The following is an 18,458-nucleotide window of genomic DNA, read 5'->3' on the forward strand; positions in this document are numbered from 1 at the left end:
TCCGCTTGGTGCGAGCAATTTTTCTATACGCCCTCGCCCGCAAGGCTCAAGCGTAGATAAGGAGTAATCGTATGCATCAGGACTCCTCGGATCTGGCCTTGATCGTGCTGGAGGACGGGTTCATTGCGAAAGGCAAAGCCTGGGGGAAGCGGGGACGCGCCCTGGGGGAAGTAGTGTTCGCGACCGGGATGACCGGATACCAGGAAACTTTGACCGACCCGTCCTATCACCGGCAAATAGTTATTCAAACCGCGCCTCATATCGGAAATACGGGGGTAAACGAAGCGGATCCGGAGTCTAGCAGAGTCTGGGTAGCCGGATATGTGGTGCGTGATCGCGCCCGCCGGGCTTCCAATTGGCGCGCTACCGGCGACTTGGAAGACCTACTCAAAGACCAGGATGTGGTGGGTATTTGCGAGGTCGATACCCGGGCCCTCACCCTGCATTTGCGCGAAGCCGGTGCCATGCGGGGCGGAATCTTTTCTGGTGATGCTCTCCCGGCTGGGGCTGCCTATCTTGATCAGGCTACCCGCGACCTTTTGGTGTCAGTGGTGCGCGACCAGCCGGTGATGGCCGGAGCGGCGCTGGCAGCTGACGTGAGTACTCCCGAAAAATACGTAGTGGAGCCCGCCGGTGAATATGAGGGCAGAGAACCTTTAGCGGTGGTGGCTGCCCTAGACTTGGGGATTAAATCCCGTACTCCCGAGCAGATGGCGTTGCGCGGAATCCAGGTGCATGTGTTTCCGCAGCACTCCAGCTTTGCGGATATCATGTCGGTGAATCCTGATGGGGTGTTTTTCTCTAACGGACCGGGCGATCCGGCCTCTGCAGACCATGAAGTAGCCTTAGCGAGGGCGGTGCTGGACGCCGGGCTTCCTTTCTTCGGGATTTGTTTTGGGAACCAAATCCTCGGGCGCGCCTTGGGGTATGGAACGTACAAGCTTGCCTATGGTCACCGCGGGGTAAATCAACCGGTGGTGGACCGCGAAAGCGGAAAAGTGCAGATCACTGCCCATAATCACGGTTTCGCGGTAGACGCTCCCGCGGAACATCCTTCGGTGGCACCCTTCGATGGGGGACGCTACGGGCGGGTAGAAGTATCTCACCTGGCTCTAAACGATGGGGTAGTGGAGGGCTTGCGCGCCCTCGATCTGCCGGCTTTCAGCGTGCAGTACCATCCCGAGGCAGCGGCTGGTCCCCACGATGCCCAATATCTCTTTGATAAGTTCCTAACCATGATGCAGGAAGCGAAGGAAAAACATGCCACGCAGAACTGATCTTAAATCTGTCCTAGTTATTGGTTCCGGGCCGATTCAAATCGGTCAGGCCTGCGAATTTGACTATTCCGGGAGCCAAGCCTGCCGCGTGCTCAAAGCGGAAGGGTTGCGGGTCATTTTGGTTAATTCCAACCCGGCAACCATTATGACCGATGCGCAAATGGCGGACGCTACCTATATTGAGCCGATAACCCCGCAGGTGGTGGCGTCGATTATTGAAAAGGAACGCCCAGACGCTCTGCTGCCTACTTTGGGGGGACAGACCGCACTCAACACTGCGATTTCCCTGTCTCAAGATGGCACTTTGGAAAAATACCAGGTAGAACTGATTGGTGCCAGTGCTAAGGCAATCAACGCCGGTGAAGATCGCGAAGAGTTTAAGCAGGTAGTTCACCGCTGCGGAGCGGAAGTGGCTCGTTCTTTCATTGCTCACAACCTGGCTGACTGCCGAGCAGCTGCCGAACAGTTGGGATATCCACTGGTGGTGCGCCCTTCGTTCACGATGGGAGGTATGGGTTCCGGGATTGCCTATAACGAGCAGGATTTGATTCGCATCGCCGGGGGAGGAATGGCTGATTCCATTACCTCCGAGGTTCTGCTGGAAGAATCGATTCTGGGCTGGAAAGAATACGAACTAGAGCTGATGCGCGACAAAGCCGATAACGTGGTCGTGGTTTGCTCTATCGAAAATGTGGATCCGGTAGGGGTACATACTGGCGATTCCATTACGGTGGCTCCCGCGCTTACGCTAACTGACCGGGAGCTGCAGAATCTGCGCGATATCGGGATTAACGTTATCCGGGAAGTCGGCGTTGATACCGGCGGGTGTAATATCCAGTTCGCGGTTCACCCAGATACTGGCCGGGTAGTAGTCATCGAGATGAACCCCCGGGTGTCTCGTTCTTCTGCCCTGGCCTCGAAAGCTACCGGTTTCCCAATTGCGAAGCTGGCCGCAAAATTGGCGCTCGGCTACACCCTGGACGAGATTCCCAACGATATTACCGGCTCGACTCCGGCTTCTTTTGAGCCCACTTTGGACTATGTAGTCGTTAAAGTGCCGCGTTTTGCTTTCGAAAAGTTCCCGGCCGCTGACCCCACGTTGACCACCGCCATGAAGTCGGTAGGCGAGGCGATGGCGCTGGGACGCAACTTTACTGAAGCCCTACAAAAAGCCCTGATTTCTCTAGATAAAGCGGGCACCTACTTCCGCTGGGATACCCCGCTTTCTTCCTCCAAGGAAGAGCTATTAGAGCAGGTCAAGATATCTACGGAAAAACGCCTAATCCAAGTGATGGACGCGATTAGGGCGGGGGCAACCCTAGAGGAACTCTACGAAGCCACTAAGATTGACCGCTGGTTCCTAGATCAGCTGTTCTTACTGAATGAGGTTGCGGAAGAAATCCGGGAAGCCGAAGCGATTAGCCCTCAACTGTTGACCAAGGCGAAACGTCACGGTTTCTCTGACCTGCAGATCGGGCAGATCCGCTCGGTATCCGACCAGGTAGTGCGGGAGGTGCGCAAAGCCTTCGGGATTCGTCCGGTTTACAAGACGGTAGATACCTGCGCCGGGGAATTCCCCGCCCAAACCCCCTACTATTATTCCAGCTATGACTTGACCAGCGAAGTTAAACCGCGTAAGCGTCCGGCAGTGATTATTTTGGGCTCCGGTCCGAACCGGATTGGGCAAGGCATTGAGTTCGATTATTCCTGCGTGCACGCCACCCAGGAACTGCAATCTGACTATGACACGGTGATGGTTAACTGTAACCCGGAAACCGTGTCTACGGACTACGATATTTCTTCCCGCCTCTATTTCGAGCCGCTTACTTTCGAGCACGTGATGGAAATTTACGAGGCCGAATGCGAGGCCGGACCAGTAGCGGGGATGATTGTGCAGCTAGGCGGGCAAACCCCGTTGTCTTTAGCCTCGCGCCTAGAGGCGGCCGGGGTGCCGATAGTGGGTACTCCACCGAGCGCGATTGACGCCGCCGAAGATCGTGAACTCTTTGGTCGGGTACTAGAGGAGGCGGGGCTACCTGCTCCTGCCCACGGGACTGCTACCACCCCGCAGCAAGCCTTTGAACAGGCCGAAAAGGTCGGTTATCCGGTTCTGGTGCGTCCTTCTTTCGTTTTGGGAGGACGCGGAATGGAGATCCTCTATTCGCGCGACGAACTTGACTCCTATCTGCATCGCTACAACCTGTCTGATCCTACGGTGATGACCGGACCGCTATTGATCGATCGTTTTCTCGATGACGCGATTGAGATCGATGTGGATGCGCTTTATGATGGCCAGGAGCTGTTCCTGGGCGGGGTAATGGAACATATTGAAGAGGCCGGAATCCACTCTGGAGATTCTTCTTGCGTATTGCCCCCGATTACCCTCTCGGACGCGATTATTTCCCATATCCGTACCTCGACGGAGAAGATCGCGGCCGGGGTAGGGGTACGCGGTCTGATCAATATTCAATATGCCCTAGTCAGCGGGGTGCTATATGTGATTGAGGCTAATCCGCGAGCCTCGCGCACGGTACCTTTTGTAGCCAAAGCGACCGGAGTGCCGCTAGCTAAGGCGGCTGCCCTGGTGATGATGGGGTCTTCAATCGCACAGCTAAAAGAGCGCGGCTATCTGCCCGCCGATGATTCTGATTTCGCTACCCCGGGTCGTCCGATCGCAGTGAAAGAAGCGGTGCTACCGTTTAAGCGTTTCCGGGATAAAGATGGCCGGATCGTGGACACCGTTCTCGGTCCCGAAATGCGTTCTACCGGGGAAGTCATGGGGTATGACCGAGATTTCCCCACCGCCTTCGCCAAGAGCCAGACTGCGGCCTATGGAAATCTGCCCGCTAAAGGTACCGTGTTCGTATCGGTTTCTGACCAGGATAAACGCGCCTTAGCCTTGCCGGTGTCGCGCTTATTTGATTTAGGGTTCTCCATCATGGCTACTGCAGGTACAGCTGCTTTGCTACGCCGTTACGGGATTCCGGTTACCGAGGTGCGAAAAGCCAGCCAAGGACGCGGCCCGAACGGGGAACAAACAGTAGTGGATATGATCCGCGCCGGCCTCATCGATATGGTGATCAACACCCCCGGCACTTCCGGGGCGAGGGCGGATGGTTACGAAATCCGCACCGCCACTACTGCTGCAGATAAACCGATCATTACCACCATGTCCCAGTTCCAGGCAGCGGTGCAGGCCATTGAAGCTACTCGCGACCGCACCTATGGGGTGTGTTCACTGCAGGAATACGACAAAGCGAAATAGTCATGTTCCTACTGCTGGCCGCCGCTATCGGACTAGCAATCGGTCTGATTCTGGGGGCGCTGGGCGCCGGTGGGGGAATGCTGACCCATAGGGACAGGGGTCGCATTCCCTAATTTTGCGGATTTTTGGTTCCTGGGGATACTGACGCAAAACTTGAGAGATACTTGGTCGTGAACCTAGTGGAGTAAAACTTGGCCTGTATTTGCCGTACAAACAGTTGCTGGCGCCAGAAACGATTTCTGGCGCCAGCAAGGACTATTAGGCTGTCGGCGGTAGTGGGAACTATTTGTTCTTCAAAGCTGCGAGACGAGCCTCAATTTCTGCGGAGGAACCGGATTTTTCCAGTTCCGCAAACTGATTCTCTAGTGATTCAGAAGCTAGCTCGGCGCGTCCTGCAGCCAGGGCTTCCTGCTTGCGGATTTTCTCCTCGAAGCGGTTAAGTTCACTGGTGGGATCCGCCAAGTTATACTTTGCAGCGGTTTCTTGTACCTGGTTTTGCGCCTGGGCGGTCTTTTGCCGCGCCACCAGTTGGTCACGCTTGACTTTAAGATCCTCTAGCTTAGTCTTCATCCCGGCCAAGCCCGCCTTGAGCTGCTCAGCCATTTCCTTTTGGGAAACCAGCAGCGGTTCTTGCGACTTCACTTGCTGTTCAAAATCAATCTGTTTACCTAGAGCCAGACGTGCCAGATTATCCAGGCGTTCGGCCTCGGCCGTATCCCCACTAGTACGTGCTTCTTCGGCCTTCTTTGACGCTAAAGCAGCCTTTTCACCCCATTGCGTTGCTGCGGCACGGTCTTCCTCTAGATCTTTCTCTGCCAGCCGCACATTCCCCACAGTCTGGGCAACTGCGCTTTCAGCTTCACGTATCGAGTTGGTATAGTCTCGAATCATCTGGTCAAGCATCTTTTCGGGATCTTCTGCCCGGTCAAGAAGCGCATTAATATTGGCTTTCGCCATATTGGTAATCCGACCCAGAATTGTTTGTTTTTCTGCCATCGTTCCTCCTGGTATTGGTTGGCTTTGTCTAACTAATTTCTGATTCTACTGGAAATACTGGCAACTGGCGGGCTAAAACTTCCCTCCAAAGCCGCCCCCGGAGCTTCCACCGCCGAAACTACCTCCGAAGCCGGATCCGCTACCGCTCCCAAAACCGCCGCCGAACCAATCAGAATTTCCGGAGCTTGAACCCCAACTGGTTCCGCCGCCGAAGCCCCGTCCGCCGTTTAAGATTCCGCCTAGGATCATCCCGGTTAGGAAATCGCTGCTGTTTCCTCCTGACCCTCCATCCCAATCATTGCGGCGCTCTTGGTAGTCGGTACTTGCGCTCTCGCGGGCTTTATCGGCAGCTTCTCCTGCCAGTTCCGCTAATTTGATCCCGGTATCTCCCCGCGAAGCCTGGGCCTGCTGGTAGAGGGATTCGGCGCGCGCTAGATACTGGCGTGCATCTAAACCTACCGCGCCGCGGTGACTAGAAACGTAACTATTTGCGCTAGCTATCCGGGCTTGCGCGCTAGCTAAAGCCGTCTGTAGTCTGGCCGCGGCCTTCTGCTGTTGCTCGCTATTTTGCCGATGTGGTGCCAACGCTTGATCCAAATCGGCTTCGGCTTGGGCAATCGCCGATAAAGATGCGAGGGGATCGCCCTGACCATCGCGGGCTTGCAAGCAGTTATCAATCGCGGTTTGCGCTTTAGCGCACAGGGTCTGAAAAACTGATTTGTCCTGCAAGTTAAGGCGTTTTACATCATCTAGGTCTGAGGAAATAGAAGTCACGGCTGCCAGTAGCGATTGCTGTAGGTTCGCCAAGTGGGTCTCGGCCTCGGAAACCTCCTTTATCAGGGTGCGAGCCTGGGCGATTGCCCGTTCCGCGGTTTGTACCTGTACTTTCAGGCTGGGCGAGCTATCCTCGCTCTGTAGAGGCTCTAAAGTTTCCCGCGCAGCCCCCAAGAGGTTGCTGACCTGCTCGGGCGCATCATCCAGTGAGGTTAATACCGCCTGAGGGTGGGTCTTATGCAGTGCCGCTATGATGGCGGGAAGCTGGCTCGCCTGGGTTTCTAGCTCGGATATCAACGATAACTGGTTCTGAATCCGGCTAGGTAAAGAATCTAAAGATTCGCGCAGCCTCGTCAGTTTCTCTGTCTGCTGTGCTAACAGCTCCTGGCAGCGTTTAGCCTCGCTGGAAGCTGCTTGTGCCTGTTGAGATTTTTGGATACCTGAGAGGGAATCTAAGTCCCGCAACTTCTCCATAGCGCTATCTCGCGCCTGACTCGCCTGGGCTAACACCTGGGCATATTCCTCAGTTTGTGCCGTCCCTAGCTGCATTTTCGCGAACTCTAGTTCTTCTTTTGCACCCCGGACAGCATCGTCAGCGGCCAAGACATCTACGCCCGCCTGTTCTACCAGCTGCTTATCCGACGCGGCCTGCCTGGTTTTTATTTGATCGCGGGTCTTTGACTGTTTGCGGGCAAAGATCATAATGCCGACCCCGATCCCCGCTACCACCAGCACTAACGCTAGCGGTCGAAACCAGGTCCCCGTCCTCGCGGATTCTTCCCCACTTACGGCGCCGCCCAGATCAGAGGAGGACGAGGCCGCGCTAACCGCGAACACCTTAACCGCTTGATCCCAATTACCTTGGGACAGCAGGGGTTCTATTTCTTGAGCTATGCGATTTTGCTTAGTTTCGCTAATGCGCACATTAGCTGCCGGACAAATGTAGTACGCACGCTCTTTTACCGCGATAGCTAACAGCACGCTTTGGCTATTGCCTGCTGCCTGCTCCCGGCTCTTCACGCACCATTGCTGCGCGCTTAGCGGCGAGAAGTTATCGGTGAGGGCGGCATAGATCTGATAATCAGAGCTAGAGGCGCCAGCTAACGTTTCCGCTACTTGTCCCGAGTTCTCTAGATAGCCAGCCGGATCCGAAAGATGCTTATCGAAACTGCTGGCGGGAGGAGCCGCTAACGCGAGGCTCGCGGGCACGACTACCGTGACGGTAGCGGCCAGTACTGCCAGGAAGAATGTCAGTAACCGTTTACGGAATCGAGCTAAGCACATAGCTAAATCCTATCGGCAAGCAGGCGCTAAAGCTCGCTCAAGCACAAAGGTTTAGCTTTTATCAGAGCTTTTGCCCAAGCTCTTAACCAGCTAGCTCCGCTTCGCTACATCGTTTTCGGCTAGGCGGAGAGCCTGCTCGGTTTGTTGCTGCGCGCGTTGCAACAGCCGCAAAGCTTCCTGCGGATCATGGTTACCTGGCTGGTCAAGACGGGTTAAAGTTCGATTCGCCAGGTCTAGCATGGTGCGAGCCGCCACTCCCACTTTCGCGGTGTGAACCCCGATATAGTCATCGACAGCCGCCATCAAAATCGCGACCTGCTCACTGAGCGGCTCGACTTTTTCCGCAAAGGTTAGCGCGGCCTCGACTTTTGCCCCGGCGCGCAGGGCAGCTTCTTCCGCATGTGCTTGTCGCGCGATCTTTTGTGCCTGCAATAAGAGATTCTCGGTACGCACGGTAGCTTTCAGAACCTCGTTTTCTTGTCCGGCGCGATCCCTAGCCTTCGCGTCCTCGATGAGGTTCTGAGCCCGAGAAAGTAGTTTGTGGGCTCCCATCACATCGTTACCAATACGCGTGGCCTTTTGGGGATCAACGTTTTGGATACGCTCCACAATCAACCGGCATCTGACCAGGTCTTCCCGGCAAGTCACGATTTCCCGCTCAAACCTTAAAAGGATCTCGTTCAACGGGGTTTGCTGGTGATACAGATTAGTAAAGTGGGTGATCTGATCGCGTAGCTCACGCAGCGGCCCGGGCAGGTTACCGGCTACGATCTGCTGATCAATAGGACGTGACTGCAACTGGGCAGTAGCGAACTCGCCAAATGCGGCGCGGACGCTATCTTGAGCGCGAACCAGCGCCAAAGCAAAGGGCTGGGTCACCGTCTTTCCTGCCCGCTGCTGGGCGAGCGTCAGTTTGCTGGCTCCCTTACGAGCCCAGGAATCTGCCTGTCGCAATACTTTCGTAAAGTCAGGTGCCGGGCGCGCTTCTTCCTGATGGGCAGTTTCCTGCGGTGTCGGCGAGGGTTTAACGCTTTGCTTCGCTACTCTAACGGGTTGCGCTGCCACCTGCGAAGGAGCAGGGGAGGGTGCGGGCTCCCGGGAGGGAGTTTGGAAGGGGACAGGCGAGGCAGCGGGCGCCTGAGAGGGGCGCTGTGAAGGCGTAGGGGACAGCCCTGCTAGAGAAGCAGGAGCTTGCGGCTGTTCTGGCGCCAGAGATGGCTGTAAGGAGGAAGGTTGGCTCCCAGCTGCTTGCCCCCTCAGGGAGGAAAGTGCCGGCCTGTTCGCCATGGCCGGTGCTTGCCCCGGTACCTGTCCGGGTACTTGCCGCGACACCTGTCCCGGTGTCTGTTGCGATACTTGCGGGATCGCCTGCGGAGATACCGGTGGCAAAGAGCGGGCAGTTAGATTGTTAACTGCGGGCGCCATTTTCGGTAGCGTGGGCACCCGAGACTGCCCGCGCTGATGGGCGGAAGCAGCGGCACTATCTAGTGCCTGCCGGGCGAAATCATCGGAGGTACGGGAAGTAACTGCCGGCGAGTAAGCTGCGTGAGTTGCTGCCTGGGAACCTAAGTGAGGCCGGGAAGCATTCCTTTTATCGGGGACAGCGTTTTGAGGCACAGCCGGCGTAACCGGAGAAGCGACTGCCTGCTGTGGCAGCGGAGAGGCAAACGGTGGGGCTGCTTGACCCTCATGGCTGACGCTTGCCGGCAGAGGGCTGATTTGCGGCTGAGCCGCGTGCGCGGGTTGCGCGGTTTGCGCAGTGGCCGAAGCCTGTTTTCTTGCCTGTTCTTCCCGGAAACGATCAGCTGCCTGGGCACGGGCTTTCGCCCGGGCGATCTCATCGCGACGCTCTTGGCCATAATCCTTAATCTGCGCGGCAGAAGTAACCTGGGTGTCATCATCATTGGCCTGCGGCGGCAAATAGGTAGTTTCTCCAGGGCGCAGCACCGAAGAATGTCGCTGCGGAGCCGAGGACGTCCCGGTTGCAGGGGCTAGGGGCGAGCTCGCCCCTAGCGAGGTATAAGACGCGTTCGAGCGGGGAGTAGTCGCGCTGACCTGTGCGGGAGCCGCAGCCGCCAGACCGGTTGACTCGGGAGCAAATGTTTCCGGTCCTGTTTCCTGGGCTGCAGCCCCCGGTTGCACTGGCTGCAACGGTGCTGCCTGCGGGGACAGCGCTGGTTGTTCCCCAGATAGTGCCGGAGCTGGTGCGGGCGCTTGCGGGAGCGCCCGCTCTTCGCTTTGAGGCGGTAGTTGCGAGGAAGTGGGTACTTGCATTTGGGGTGCGGGAGAAACCTGGTAGCCCGCATTCGCCTCGGTGCTGTTGGTAGTCTGCGCCCTCGTGCGCGCTAAAGCGATCTGATCCAGTTCTGCCAGCGAAGGCACTTTTCCACTAGACGAGGTATTCAAAGTGCCCGGAACACCGGTGGGAATAGCTGGATTTGGTTCCTCTGCCTTAACCTGCGCTGTCCCGGCGACGGAGGTTAGGTTCGGTTCCTTATTTACCAGACCAGCATCAGTGCTAGGGGTCTGCAAAAACGCAGCTGCCGCCGGTTGGGAGGACGCGGCACCCGCGAAGTTTTCCGAGACGGCCTTGGCAGTTTCGGGATTATCAACTGGTGTCTTGTCGGACTTAGATTTACCCGAGGATTTAGCGTTTCGTCCAAAGCGTAAACGGAATTTGCCTTTACTAGGCTGCTCGTCCTCGTGATCGTCCTCGTCAACCACAGCTGTTTTCGAAGATTCTTTACTTGTGGAGGCCTCGGATTCTGTTACGCCGCCTTGCCGGGTCCCAACCGCAAAGGCAGGCAGCTGGCTCCGCAAATCCTGCGACGCGAGAGCTTCAGTCGATTCACCCGAAGCATTATCCTCGGTTCGATTTTGGGCTTTTCTCCGCGCCCTGAGCACCCGGGAAATCACGATAATTACCACGATTAACGCAACCAGAAAAGCAATCATTGCCCAAGGGGCAACCGCCAAGCCCGAGCCCATTTCTGGCGCCTTCGCAGAGAGCGCATCTAGGTAAGCTAACACTGCCTCCGGGTATTTTTGTTGATTTAGCAAGGGCACCATTTTTTCGGAGGCAATAGCAGATAATTCTTCTTGGGAGAGTTTCGCCGCATTATCTGCAGAAGCTAAATACATAGTCTGATTAGGGTTATCAGCCACTATCGAGAGCATGTAGGATCCCTGCGGGGCGCCTGATTTTTGCAGAGCCATCAGGTTCCAATTGCTGACAGTTTCATTGGAATATTCAGAGGGGAACGCCACATACACGTGTAGTCCAGAACGATCCAAAGAAGATAGCCGTTCCTTAACCTTGTCGGCCTGCCCTCCAAGCTTGTCACCGGGATCATATACATGATCGGAAATCGTTGGTGGTTCTTCGGCGTGTGCAATACTGCCGCTGACTGTGAAACTGGCAAAAAGCGCAGCTAGAAGCACTATCGTCAGTAAGCCGACTCTCTTTAAGACTTTCACTTAAGTTTCTCCCTAACTAATGAGGCTAGCCCGGAGCGGATTAAATCCTCACTTTGCATTATCATATGCAAAGAAGTGGGTTATATGTTGCCTCATGTAACCTAGATTAAGAAAAAGTAGGGGAGAAATCAGTGCCAACCGGAAAAGTTAAGTGGTTTGATGCCGACAAAGGGTTCGGGTTTATCACTGCAGAAGACGGCTCGCAGGTATTTTTACATGCCAGCGTGTTACCTGTTGGCGCTAAACCTCCCTCGGCGGGAACGCGGGTAGAGTTCTCAGTTGCCGACTCCCGCCGCGGCCCGCAAGCCCTATCGGTGCAAATATTGCAACGTACGCCCTCGGTGGCAAAGAATTTGCGGCGCAAACCCAAAGACATGGTGCCGCTAGTAGAAGACCTGATTAAGTTATTGGACGCCTCCTCCGGGCATTTGCGACATGGACGCTACCCGGATAATGGCGGAAAGATCGCGCAGCTGCTGCGGGCAGTTGCCGACGATTTCGATGCCTAGTGGCGGCGGTGAACTAAGAAAGACGCACATGAGTGAAACTACCCGACGTAAAGCGGGAAAAGTAGATAGCATACTGGCCGGCGCGGTCGATATTGCCCGCGAGGGGCTGGCGCCCATTGCTAAGCCGGAAGAAATCGGCGAACATTTGGGTGCCACCAGTGAAGGTGAACGCCTGGCCACCCACAGTTTTGAATGTTTAAAGCCCGGTTACCGCGGCTGGCACTGGGTAGCGGTTCTAGCGCGGGTGCCGCGCGGCCGCAAAGCCACGGTTTGCGAAATTGATTTACTTCCAGGCGAGGACGCGCTGCTGGCACGCCCGTGGGTACCCTGGGCCGAGCGGTTGCGTCCTCAAGACGTAAAACGCGAGGACGTACTGCCCTATGTTCCCGATGATGACCGCCTAGACCCGTCCTATGTGGACACCAATCCCGAAGATCTAGATCGGCGTACCGTGGAGGAACTTGGTCTTGGACGTCCCCGGGTACTTTCGGCTTGTGGGCGCGCCCAAGCTGCTAAACGTTGGTACCATTCGGAGCAAGGGCCGGCGCGGCGCGGGATGACCCGCAAACGGCTCCCGGAAAACACCTGTTCTACCTGCGGATTCTTACTGAAAATGGCGGGCAGTATGCGCACCATGTTCGGGGTGTGTACCAATGAATGGTCGGTCGATGATGGGCGGGTAGTCTCTATGGATCACACCTGTGGTTCCCATTCGGAAACCGATGTGAAGGTGGATACTTCCCCCTGGCAGCCCACTCCGGCGCGGCTGGATGAACTGGATGTAGAGCAGGTGGAAATCTAGCGCCTTACCGTCAGCGCCAAGAGGTAACTGCTTTGCAGGCAGACATGCAATTAAGTTGCGCATAGCGGGCAGGATTGGAAAAACCCTGAGAATCTTCCGATAATGAGCCTGTAAGTAACTTCTATGCCCCTGGTGGCGGATTGGAAAGTTATCTTGTCTTCTCAAGATACGGCGAAAAAGCCGGATAGTTCCCTAGATCGTTTCTTTAAAATTTCGGAAAGGGGCTCTACCGTTGGGCGGGAAGTCCGCGGCGGATTGGTCACTTTCTTTGCTATGGCCTATATTTTGGTGGTTAACGCCGCGATTTTGGGTGTGGCAGCCCCCAAAGATATAAGCCAATCGTCAATCGCCGCCGGTACCGCCCTGGTTGCGTGCGTGATGACCCTGCTAATGGGGCTAGTTGCTAACTTCCCGCTGGCGGTTGCTTCCGGTATGGGACTAAACGCCGTGGTGGCTTTCACTTTGGCTAACCCTGAGGCTTTGGGGCTTAGCTATCAGGAAGCGATGGGGCTGATTTTTTGGGAGGGCGTGGCTATCACCATCCTGGTGCTGACCGGTTTTCGCGAAGCCGTGTTCAAAGCGGTTCCCGCCCAGCTAAAAACTGCGATTAGCGTGGGGATCGGGCTGTTTATCGCCTTTGTGGGCTTGATTAATGCTGGGATTATTCGTCCCGGGGGCACTCCGGTGCAGCTGGGGGTCAACGGCTCCCTCGTGGGATGGCCGGCGCTAGTGTTCTGCTTCGGTTTGATTGTGATCGTGGTGCTTTATGTTCGCAAAGTCCAAGGCGCGATTTTGATCGGGATCGTGAGCGCTACGGTTTTGGCATTTATAGTGCAGGCTTTCACCCATTTGGGTTCGCGCGCAGCTGATGAAGAAGCCGTCTCGGCCTGGGCATCTAATGTTCCGCAGCTGCAGGGATCCCCGGTTTCCCTGCCTGATCTGTCTACTATCGGCGCGATTGATTTCTTTGGACCTTTCACCAATCCCCACACCACCGCGGTTGGGGTCGTCCTCTTGATTTTCTCGCTAATGCTGGCCGACTTCTTCGACACTATGGGCACTATGGTGGCCGTTGGTGCGGGTGCGAATTTGTTGGACAAGGATGGCAATCCGCCTAAGACTCGCGAAATCCTGCTGATTGACTCGCTTTCGGCTATGGCCGGTGGCCTGGGCGGGGTTTCTTCCAACACTTCGTTTGTGGAATCGACCTCTGGGGTTGGCGAGGGTGCGCGTACCGGTTTGGCATCGGTAGTTACCGGCCTGCTGTTTGGGGTGTCTATGTTTATCGCCCCGCTAGTGGAGCTGGTACCCGCCGAAGCGGCCTCGACCGCCCTCGTGTTCGTGGGCTTCTTGATGATGGTTAATGTGCGCGATATTGAATGGACGCGCGCTGACGTAGCGATTCCGGCGTTTATGACCATTATGATGATGCCGTTTGCCTATTCGATTACTGTCGGTATCGGGTTCGGTTTCATCACCTATGTGGTGGTAAAGATGGCTTCCGGGCGCATTTCGCGGATTCACCCCCTGATGTGGGTAGTTTCCGTATTGTTCGTTATCTACTTCAGCCTCGGGCCAATCCAATCCCTGCTGTCATAGCCATGCACTGATTATTTCCTAGATTCGCCTAGCACTATCTGGGGGTAATACCGAGTGGGTATTACCCCCAGATATACTTTTATAAATACATTCATTGGGGAAGCGGGGGCTGGTTCGATATTGGCTTTATTTATTATTGGAGGTGCAGGTCATGAGGAAAGAATACGATTTTAGCGAAAGCCGAGTTAATCCCTATGTGGAACGTTTACGTAAACCGGTCACTATAAATCTCGATGTCGCCAACATTGACTATTTCAAGTCAGAGGCTGCGCGTACCGGAGTTCCTTATCAAACCATTATCAATATGTATCTGACGCAGTGTCGCACTCAAGATAAACACCTGGTGTTTGCTTAGCGGACGCAGATAGCTGTGGCAGGTGCTATAGGGCTCTAGGGCGCTAGAGGCGATCGATTACGTAATCTAGGCAGGCAGTTAGCGCCTGGGTATCGGCCACTTCCACATTGGGGAAGCAGGCCACGCGGATCTGGTTTTGCCCCAACGCGCGGTAAGGATCGATATCCACGATCCCGTTGGCACGCAGCTGGGAGATTACCTGGCTGGCGTCAATATCGTGGAAATCAATCGTCACCACTACCGGGGACTGTTCTTCCGGGTTAGCTACATAGGGGGAGGCATCCGGGTGGGAACGCGCCCATTCATAAAGCACTGCCGAGGACGCGCGGGTACGCTTTTCCATCTCCGCCAGTCCGCCCTGGGACAGCATCCATTGCACCTGATTTTCCCATAAAATCAAGGTGGAAATTGCCGGAGTGTTTAAAGTCTGATTCTTAACCGAGTTCTTCAGCGCCACCGAAAAATCCAGCACCGGCGGAATCCAGCGCCCCGCTCCCGGATTCTCTTTAATTTCTTGCGCTCGTTCCTGAGCGGCCGGGGAGGCCAGTGCCACCCACAGCCCGCCCTCGGCCGCGAAACATTTTTGTCCCGAGAAGTAATAAACGTCGGTCTGGGAAATATCGACCTGCACCCCGCCCGCAATCGAAGTCGCATCTACCAGGTTTAATCCTCCCGCGATCCTGTTTACCGGGCTGAGGGCGCCGGTAGAAGTCTCGTGAGCCGGATAGCAATAGGTATCGATTCCCTCTTGCCCGCCGCGCAAAATCGCAATGTCGCTCGCGGTTTCTTGCCCCTGCGTCCTCGCCGAGATACCCCCTAGCTCAATCGCGGGGTCTTTAAGATGCGGCGCCCCGCTGACGGTTTCCGCAAACTTGGCGCCAAAAGAGCCGAACACGGCGTGGGCAGAGCGCTCCCTAATTAAAGAGGACGCCGCGACCGCCCAAAAAGTAGTGGCTCCGCCGTTGCCGAGGACTACCTCGTAGCCATCGGGAAGGGAGAACAATTCTTTTAGCCCCCCGCGCAGTGAACCTACCAGGTCTTTGACGGGGGCTTGCCGGTGCGAGGTGCCGGGCAAATCGCTGGCGGCAACTTTCGCAAGCGCGGTTTTTCTTATTGAGCTGGGGCCGGCGCCGAATTTCTTGTTTTCAGGTAGTAAATCTGCGGGAATGCTAATGAAGTTCTCCATAGGGAAAACCTTACTCTAGGTGCATAAATCGGTGCGAATCTAGCCGCTATGGTGCTAGATAATGCGGGGGGAAAGGAAAATATGTCGGCTGGCGGGTTAACCTGAAGGAGGGTAATTGCGCGGTGACAGCTCCCGCGTACGGCACAGCATAAGGGGCATTAATGAGTGACCTGGTCGATACGACGGAAATGTATCTAAAAACTGTCTACGAGATGCTAGAGGACGGAGTTCCGCCTCTGCGCGCCCGCATCGTGGAACGTTTAGATCATTCAGGGCCCACTGTTTCCCAAACTGTTGCGCGTATGGAACGTGATGGTCTGCTTTATTTGGCTGATAATCGCCGGATCGAGTTCACCGAGCAGGGGGTGGAGCTAGCACGGGAAGTGGTGCGTAAACACCGTCTAGCTGAGCGTTTGTTATTGGATCTGATCGGTCTGGACTGGGTAATGGTTCACGATGAGGCTTGTCGCTGGGAACATGTAATGTCTGCCGCGGTAGAGATGCGCCTGCTAGATCTGCTGCATCACCCGTCTACCGATCCTTATGGCAATCCGATTCCCGACGGGCATGACGGGATTGAGGGGCGGGGGACTTCTATTTCTCAGATTGTGGAACAATATGGCGGTATTGTGGCTACCAAAATCGTGCGAATCGGTGAACCCATCCAAGCAGAGCCCCGGATGTTGGCGTTTTTTGATGAAGCGGCTATTTTACCTGGTAAAGAGGTGAATCTGCAGCCTGAAAATGGTCAGATTGCCGTTATGGGGGTCGACACGGAAAAAACTGTGTTACTGGACACGTCCCTGGGGCAGCATCTGTTTGTCGAAGGAGTTTTTAATAGGGGTTAGGCCTGTTTAATACAGGTTTTGAGCTGCGGTAATAACTGATTTTTGCGGCCTATTTTCTGGTTTTTAGGGCGCGTGTTTTTGTGGGGCTGGCCACTTAGGTGTTCAGGCGCGACGAAATATTAAAAAACCTTCGTAACCAAAACGTGACATTCCGTTATTGAAGCATTATATTTAGTTACGACCAATCGGCCAGAGGAACTGCTTGGGTAGCTACCGAAAAGTTTTCCGGCCAAAAGCGAAATAAGCACTTTTAGGAGAGCTCTCACCGTGACTCAGAAACTCCAGGCGCGTCACCGCGCTCCGAGCCGCCCCTCTACTCCGGTTTCTCAAGCTGCGAAATCCCTGTTTTGCTCCGAGAACGGCAAGCGCTTGTCGGCGCTCGCTGGTTCCGGGGTTGCGCTGACAGTAGTGGCGGCGGCCGCCGTTCCCGCCAGTGCAGATGCCACTGCGGCCAAGCAAATCGCCACCTCCGTGGATTCTGCGCAACTGGCAAAAGGCACGGTAGAGAAGCTGACCGTTAACCAAGAAGTTACTTCTGCGGTGGCGGAGCCTACGCAGTCGAATGTGGCCGCGAAAGTAAGTACTGCTCCAGCTGCGGCTGCGCCTACCCAGAACACGCAGCGCTCTTCCTCAGAATCCGCCGAGACTTTTGTAGGTCGTGACCTGGGCAAAGCTGATGGCACTGCGGTAGGAATAGCGATGCAGTATCGGGGTGTGCCCTATGTTTGGGGCGGCCAGACTCCCAGTGGTTTCGACTGCTCCGGGTTCGTGGGTTATGTGTACCGCCAACTGGGGTATTCGCTACCTCGTTCAACCGGCGGAATTGCTGCAGCTGGAACTAAGTTGCCGCTCAGCCAAGCACAGCCCGGTGACATTTTGTGGAAATCAGGTCACGTGGCTATATATGTTGGCGGTGGGAAGATTATCCACGCCCCCAAACCAGGTGACGTTGTGAAGGTGGCGCCGATTTACTCGAACAGCTTCAAGGTTATTCGCCTGTAGCGACTGCCTGCTAGTACGCTGCTGTGGAGCGCTAGTGGTAACTGGTGTTCCTGATGTTTAGTGCTGGCCTAGATCTATGGCTCTTATGTGAAGGTAGCGTTACGCAAAGATTGCGCCAAAATATTCTTAATAAAGCAGCGCCGATAGATTCTTAATATTTTTGATGATTGTGACCCGAGGGATTTCCACAGATTTCCTCGGGTCACAATCTTTTTAGCTATTTCCCGGTTGCTGCTTACTTCACTTTCTCCCGTCGCTGGCGGGTCTTTCTGTCTCGGGAGGGTGTTCCTGTCTCGGGAGGGGGTTTAAGGCGCACGGGTATTTCGGTCTCGGGAGGTTGTTTTTGCGTCTGGAGGGTGGTTCTGGCGCATATATTGCCTGCTTATGTGTCCACGCCTGGCACTTTCACCCTCCAGAGCTGAGATTACCCTCCAGCTCTAGACAATTCGTCTTTTCGATCCCCCCCCTAATATTCCTCGCGCTGGCGGGTCTTCCTGTCTCGGGAGGGGGTTTAAGGCGCACGGGCATTTCGGTCTCGGGAGGTTATTTTTGCGTCCGGAGGGTGGTTTTGCATGTGGAGGGCGCTGCTGTCGCGCATATTTCCTAGTAACGGGATGCTGCCCAACATTTGCACCCTCCAGAGACAAAATTGCCCTCCGACTTTTTATCAGCGCTCCGTACAGTTCGCTTCTGTTCCTCGCCTGGGAGGGTCTTTCTGTCTCGGGAGGGTGTTTTTACGCGTGGAGGGTGGTTCTGGCGCATATATTGCCTGTTTATGTGTCCACACCTGACATTTTCACCCTCCAAGGACTTAGAACATACAGAAAAATAAGTCCTAGTAGATGAATGGGTAGGGGCGGTTTTGCGATTCAGTTAGGAGGGCGCAGGCACTCCTTTTAATTAGGGCGGCAGTTCGTCCTTTTCGGGCATGAATATGCTTATGAGGCGCGGATGGATAGGTAACAACAGGATATGGACGGAATAAAGAGGACGAGCTAAGGAGGAGTGATTAATAAGGGGAGCGATTGATCTGTTTCGTGGATGAAGCAACCACTCCTCGCGAGGACCCGAAACCACAAAAAAC

12 protein-coding genes are annotated in these 18,458 nt (G+C 55.3%); 8 read left to right on the forward strand and 4 right to left on the reverse strand.

What is annotated here, in order from left to right:
- Positions 1-71 precede the first annotated feature (71 nt).
- Positions 72-1,277, forward strand: coding sequence for a glutamine-hydrolyzing carbamoyl-phosphate synthase small subunit (gene carA / locus ACZ5BI_RS02075; RefSeq protein WP_464896521.1), 1,206 nt, complete (start codon positions 72-74; stop codon positions 1,275-1,277).
- Positions 1,261-4,542 (forward strand): carbamoyl-phosphate synthase large subunit, encoded by a 3,282-nt coding sequence (carB, locus tag ACZ5BI_RS02080; RefSeq protein ID WP_464896522.1) that lies wholly within the window; start codon positions 1,261-1,263, stop codon positions 4,540-4,542. Before carA ends, carB begins: the two co-directional genes overlap by 17 nt.
- A gap of 282 nt (positions 4,543-4,824) precedes the next feature.
- Here carB and ACZ5BI_RS02085 read toward each other — a convergent pair whose 3' ends face one another.
- From ACZ5BI_RS02085 to ACZ5BI_RS02095, 3 genes are all read right to left on the reverse strand, one after another.
- Positions 4,825-5,538 carry a PspA/IM30 family protein gene (locus tag ACZ5BI_RS02085; RefSeq protein ID WP_464896523.1) on the reverse strand — a complete coding sequence of 238 codons (714 nt, stop codon included), beginning with the start codon at positions 5,536-5,538 and terminating at the stop codon, positions 4,825-4,827.
- 72 nt (positions 5,539-5,610) lie between these two features.
- Positions 5,611-7,596 carry a TPM domain-containing protein gene (locus tag ACZ5BI_RS02090; protein ID WP_464896524.1) on the reverse strand — a complete coding sequence of 662 codons (1,986 nt, stop codon included), beginning with the start codon at positions 7,594-7,596 and terminating at the stop codon, positions 5,611-5,613.
- Between the two features lie 90 nt (positions 7,597-7,686).
- A complete protein-coding gene (locus ACZ5BI_RS02095; RefSeq protein WP_464896525.1) occupies positions 7,687-11,073 on the reverse strand; it encodes a hypothetical protein in 3,387 nt (1,128 codons plus the stop codon).
- 131 nt (positions 11,074-11,204) lie between these two features.
- Between ACZ5BI_RS02095 and ACZ5BI_RS02100 the strand changes: the two genes are divergently transcribed.
- The 4 genes from ACZ5BI_RS02100 to ACZ5BI_RS02115 all read left to right on the forward strand — a co-directional run bounded on the left by ACZ5BI_RS02100 (position 11,205) and on the right by ACZ5BI_RS02115 (position 14,338).
- Complete coding sequence (locus ACZ5BI_RS02100) at positions 11,205-11,582, forward strand: cold-shock protein (protein WP_024059304.1); 378 nt, start codon at positions 11,205-11,207, stop codon at positions 11,580-11,582.
- Between the two features lie 28 nt (positions 11,583-11,610).
- Entirely contained in the window at positions 11,611-12,384 is a 774-nt protein-coding gene (locus tag ACZ5BI_RS02105; protein WP_316076777.1) for a DUF3027 domain-containing protein, read from the forward strand.
- Between the two features lie 123 nt (positions 12,385-12,507).
- A complete protein-coding gene (locus ACZ5BI_RS02110; protein WP_238127558.1) occupies positions 12,508-13,983 on the forward strand; it encodes an NCS2 family permease in 1,476 nt (491 codons plus the stop codon).
- 151 nt (positions 13,984-14,134) lie between these two features.
- On the forward strand, positions 14,135-14,338 hold the full coding sequence (locus tag ACZ5BI_RS02115; protein WP_278610813.1) for a PIN domain-containing protein: 204 nt from the start codon (positions 14,135-14,137) through the stop codon (positions 14,336-14,338).
- Between the two features lie 43 nt (positions 14,339-14,381).
- Here the strand turns inward: ACZ5BI_RS02115 and serC are convergent, their stop codons facing one another.
- Positions 14,382-15,524 (reverse strand): phosphoserine transaminase, encoded by a 1,143-nt coding sequence (serC, locus tag ACZ5BI_RS02120; protein WP_464896526.1) that lies wholly within the window; start codon positions 15,522-15,524, stop codon positions 14,382-14,384.
- Between the two features lie 161 nt (positions 15,525-15,685).
- Between serC and ACZ5BI_RS02125 the strand changes: the two genes are divergently transcribed.
- Both ACZ5BI_RS02125 and ACZ5BI_RS02130 read left to right on the forward strand, forming a co-directional pair.
- Positions 15,686-16,372 carry a metal-dependent transcriptional regulator gene (locus tag ACZ5BI_RS02125; RefSeq protein WP_464896527.1) on the forward strand — a complete coding sequence of 229 codons (687 nt, stop codon included), beginning with the start codon at positions 15,686-15,688 and terminating at the stop codon, positions 16,370-16,372.
- A gap of 267 nt (positions 16,373-16,639) precedes the next feature.
- Positions 16,640-17,374 carry a C40 family peptidase gene (locus ACZ5BI_RS02130; RefSeq protein WP_278606008.1) on the forward strand — a complete coding sequence of 245 codons (735 nt, stop codon included), beginning with the start codon at positions 16,640-16,642 and terminating at the stop codon, positions 17,372-17,374.
- Positions 17,375-18,458 lie beyond the last annotated feature (1,084 nt).

The organism is Varibaculum sp. GTC20041 (assembly GCF_055387755.1).

Coding starts and splice junctions, on each gene's coding strand:
- carA (WP_464896521.1), top strand. CDS start 72: ATGCATCAGGACTCCTCGGATCTGGCCTTGATCGTGCTGGAGGACGGG.
- carB (WP_464896522.1), top strand. CDS start 1,261: ATGCCACGCAGAACTGATCTTAAATCTGTCCTAGTTATTGGTTCCGGG.
- ACZ5BI_RS02085 (WP_464896523.1), bottom strand. CDS start 5,538: ATGGCAGAAAAACAAACAATTCTGGGTCGGATTACCAATATGGCGAAA.
- ACZ5BI_RS02090 (WP_464896524.1), bottom strand. CDS start 7,596: ATGTGCTTAGCTCGATTCCGTAAACGGTTACTGACATTCTTCCTGGCA.
- ACZ5BI_RS02105 (WP_316076777.1), top strand. CDS start 11,611: ATGAGTGAAACTACCCGACGTAAAGCGGGAAAAGTAGATAGCATACTG.
- ACZ5BI_RS02110 (WP_238127558.1), top strand. CDS start 12,508: ATGCCCCTGGTGGCGGATTGGAAAGTTATCTTGTCTTCTCAAGATACG.
- ACZ5BI_RS02115 (WP_278610813.1), top strand. CDS start 14,135: ATGAGGAAAGAATACGATTTTAGCGAAAGCCGAGTTAATCCCTATGTG.
- serC (WP_464896526.1), bottom strand. CDS start 15,524: ATGGAGAACTTCATTAGCATTCCCGCAGATTTACTACCTGAAAACAAG.
- ACZ5BI_RS02125 (WP_464896527.1), top strand. CDS start 15,686: ATGAGTGACCTGGTCGATACGACGGAAATGTATCTAAAAACTGTCTAC.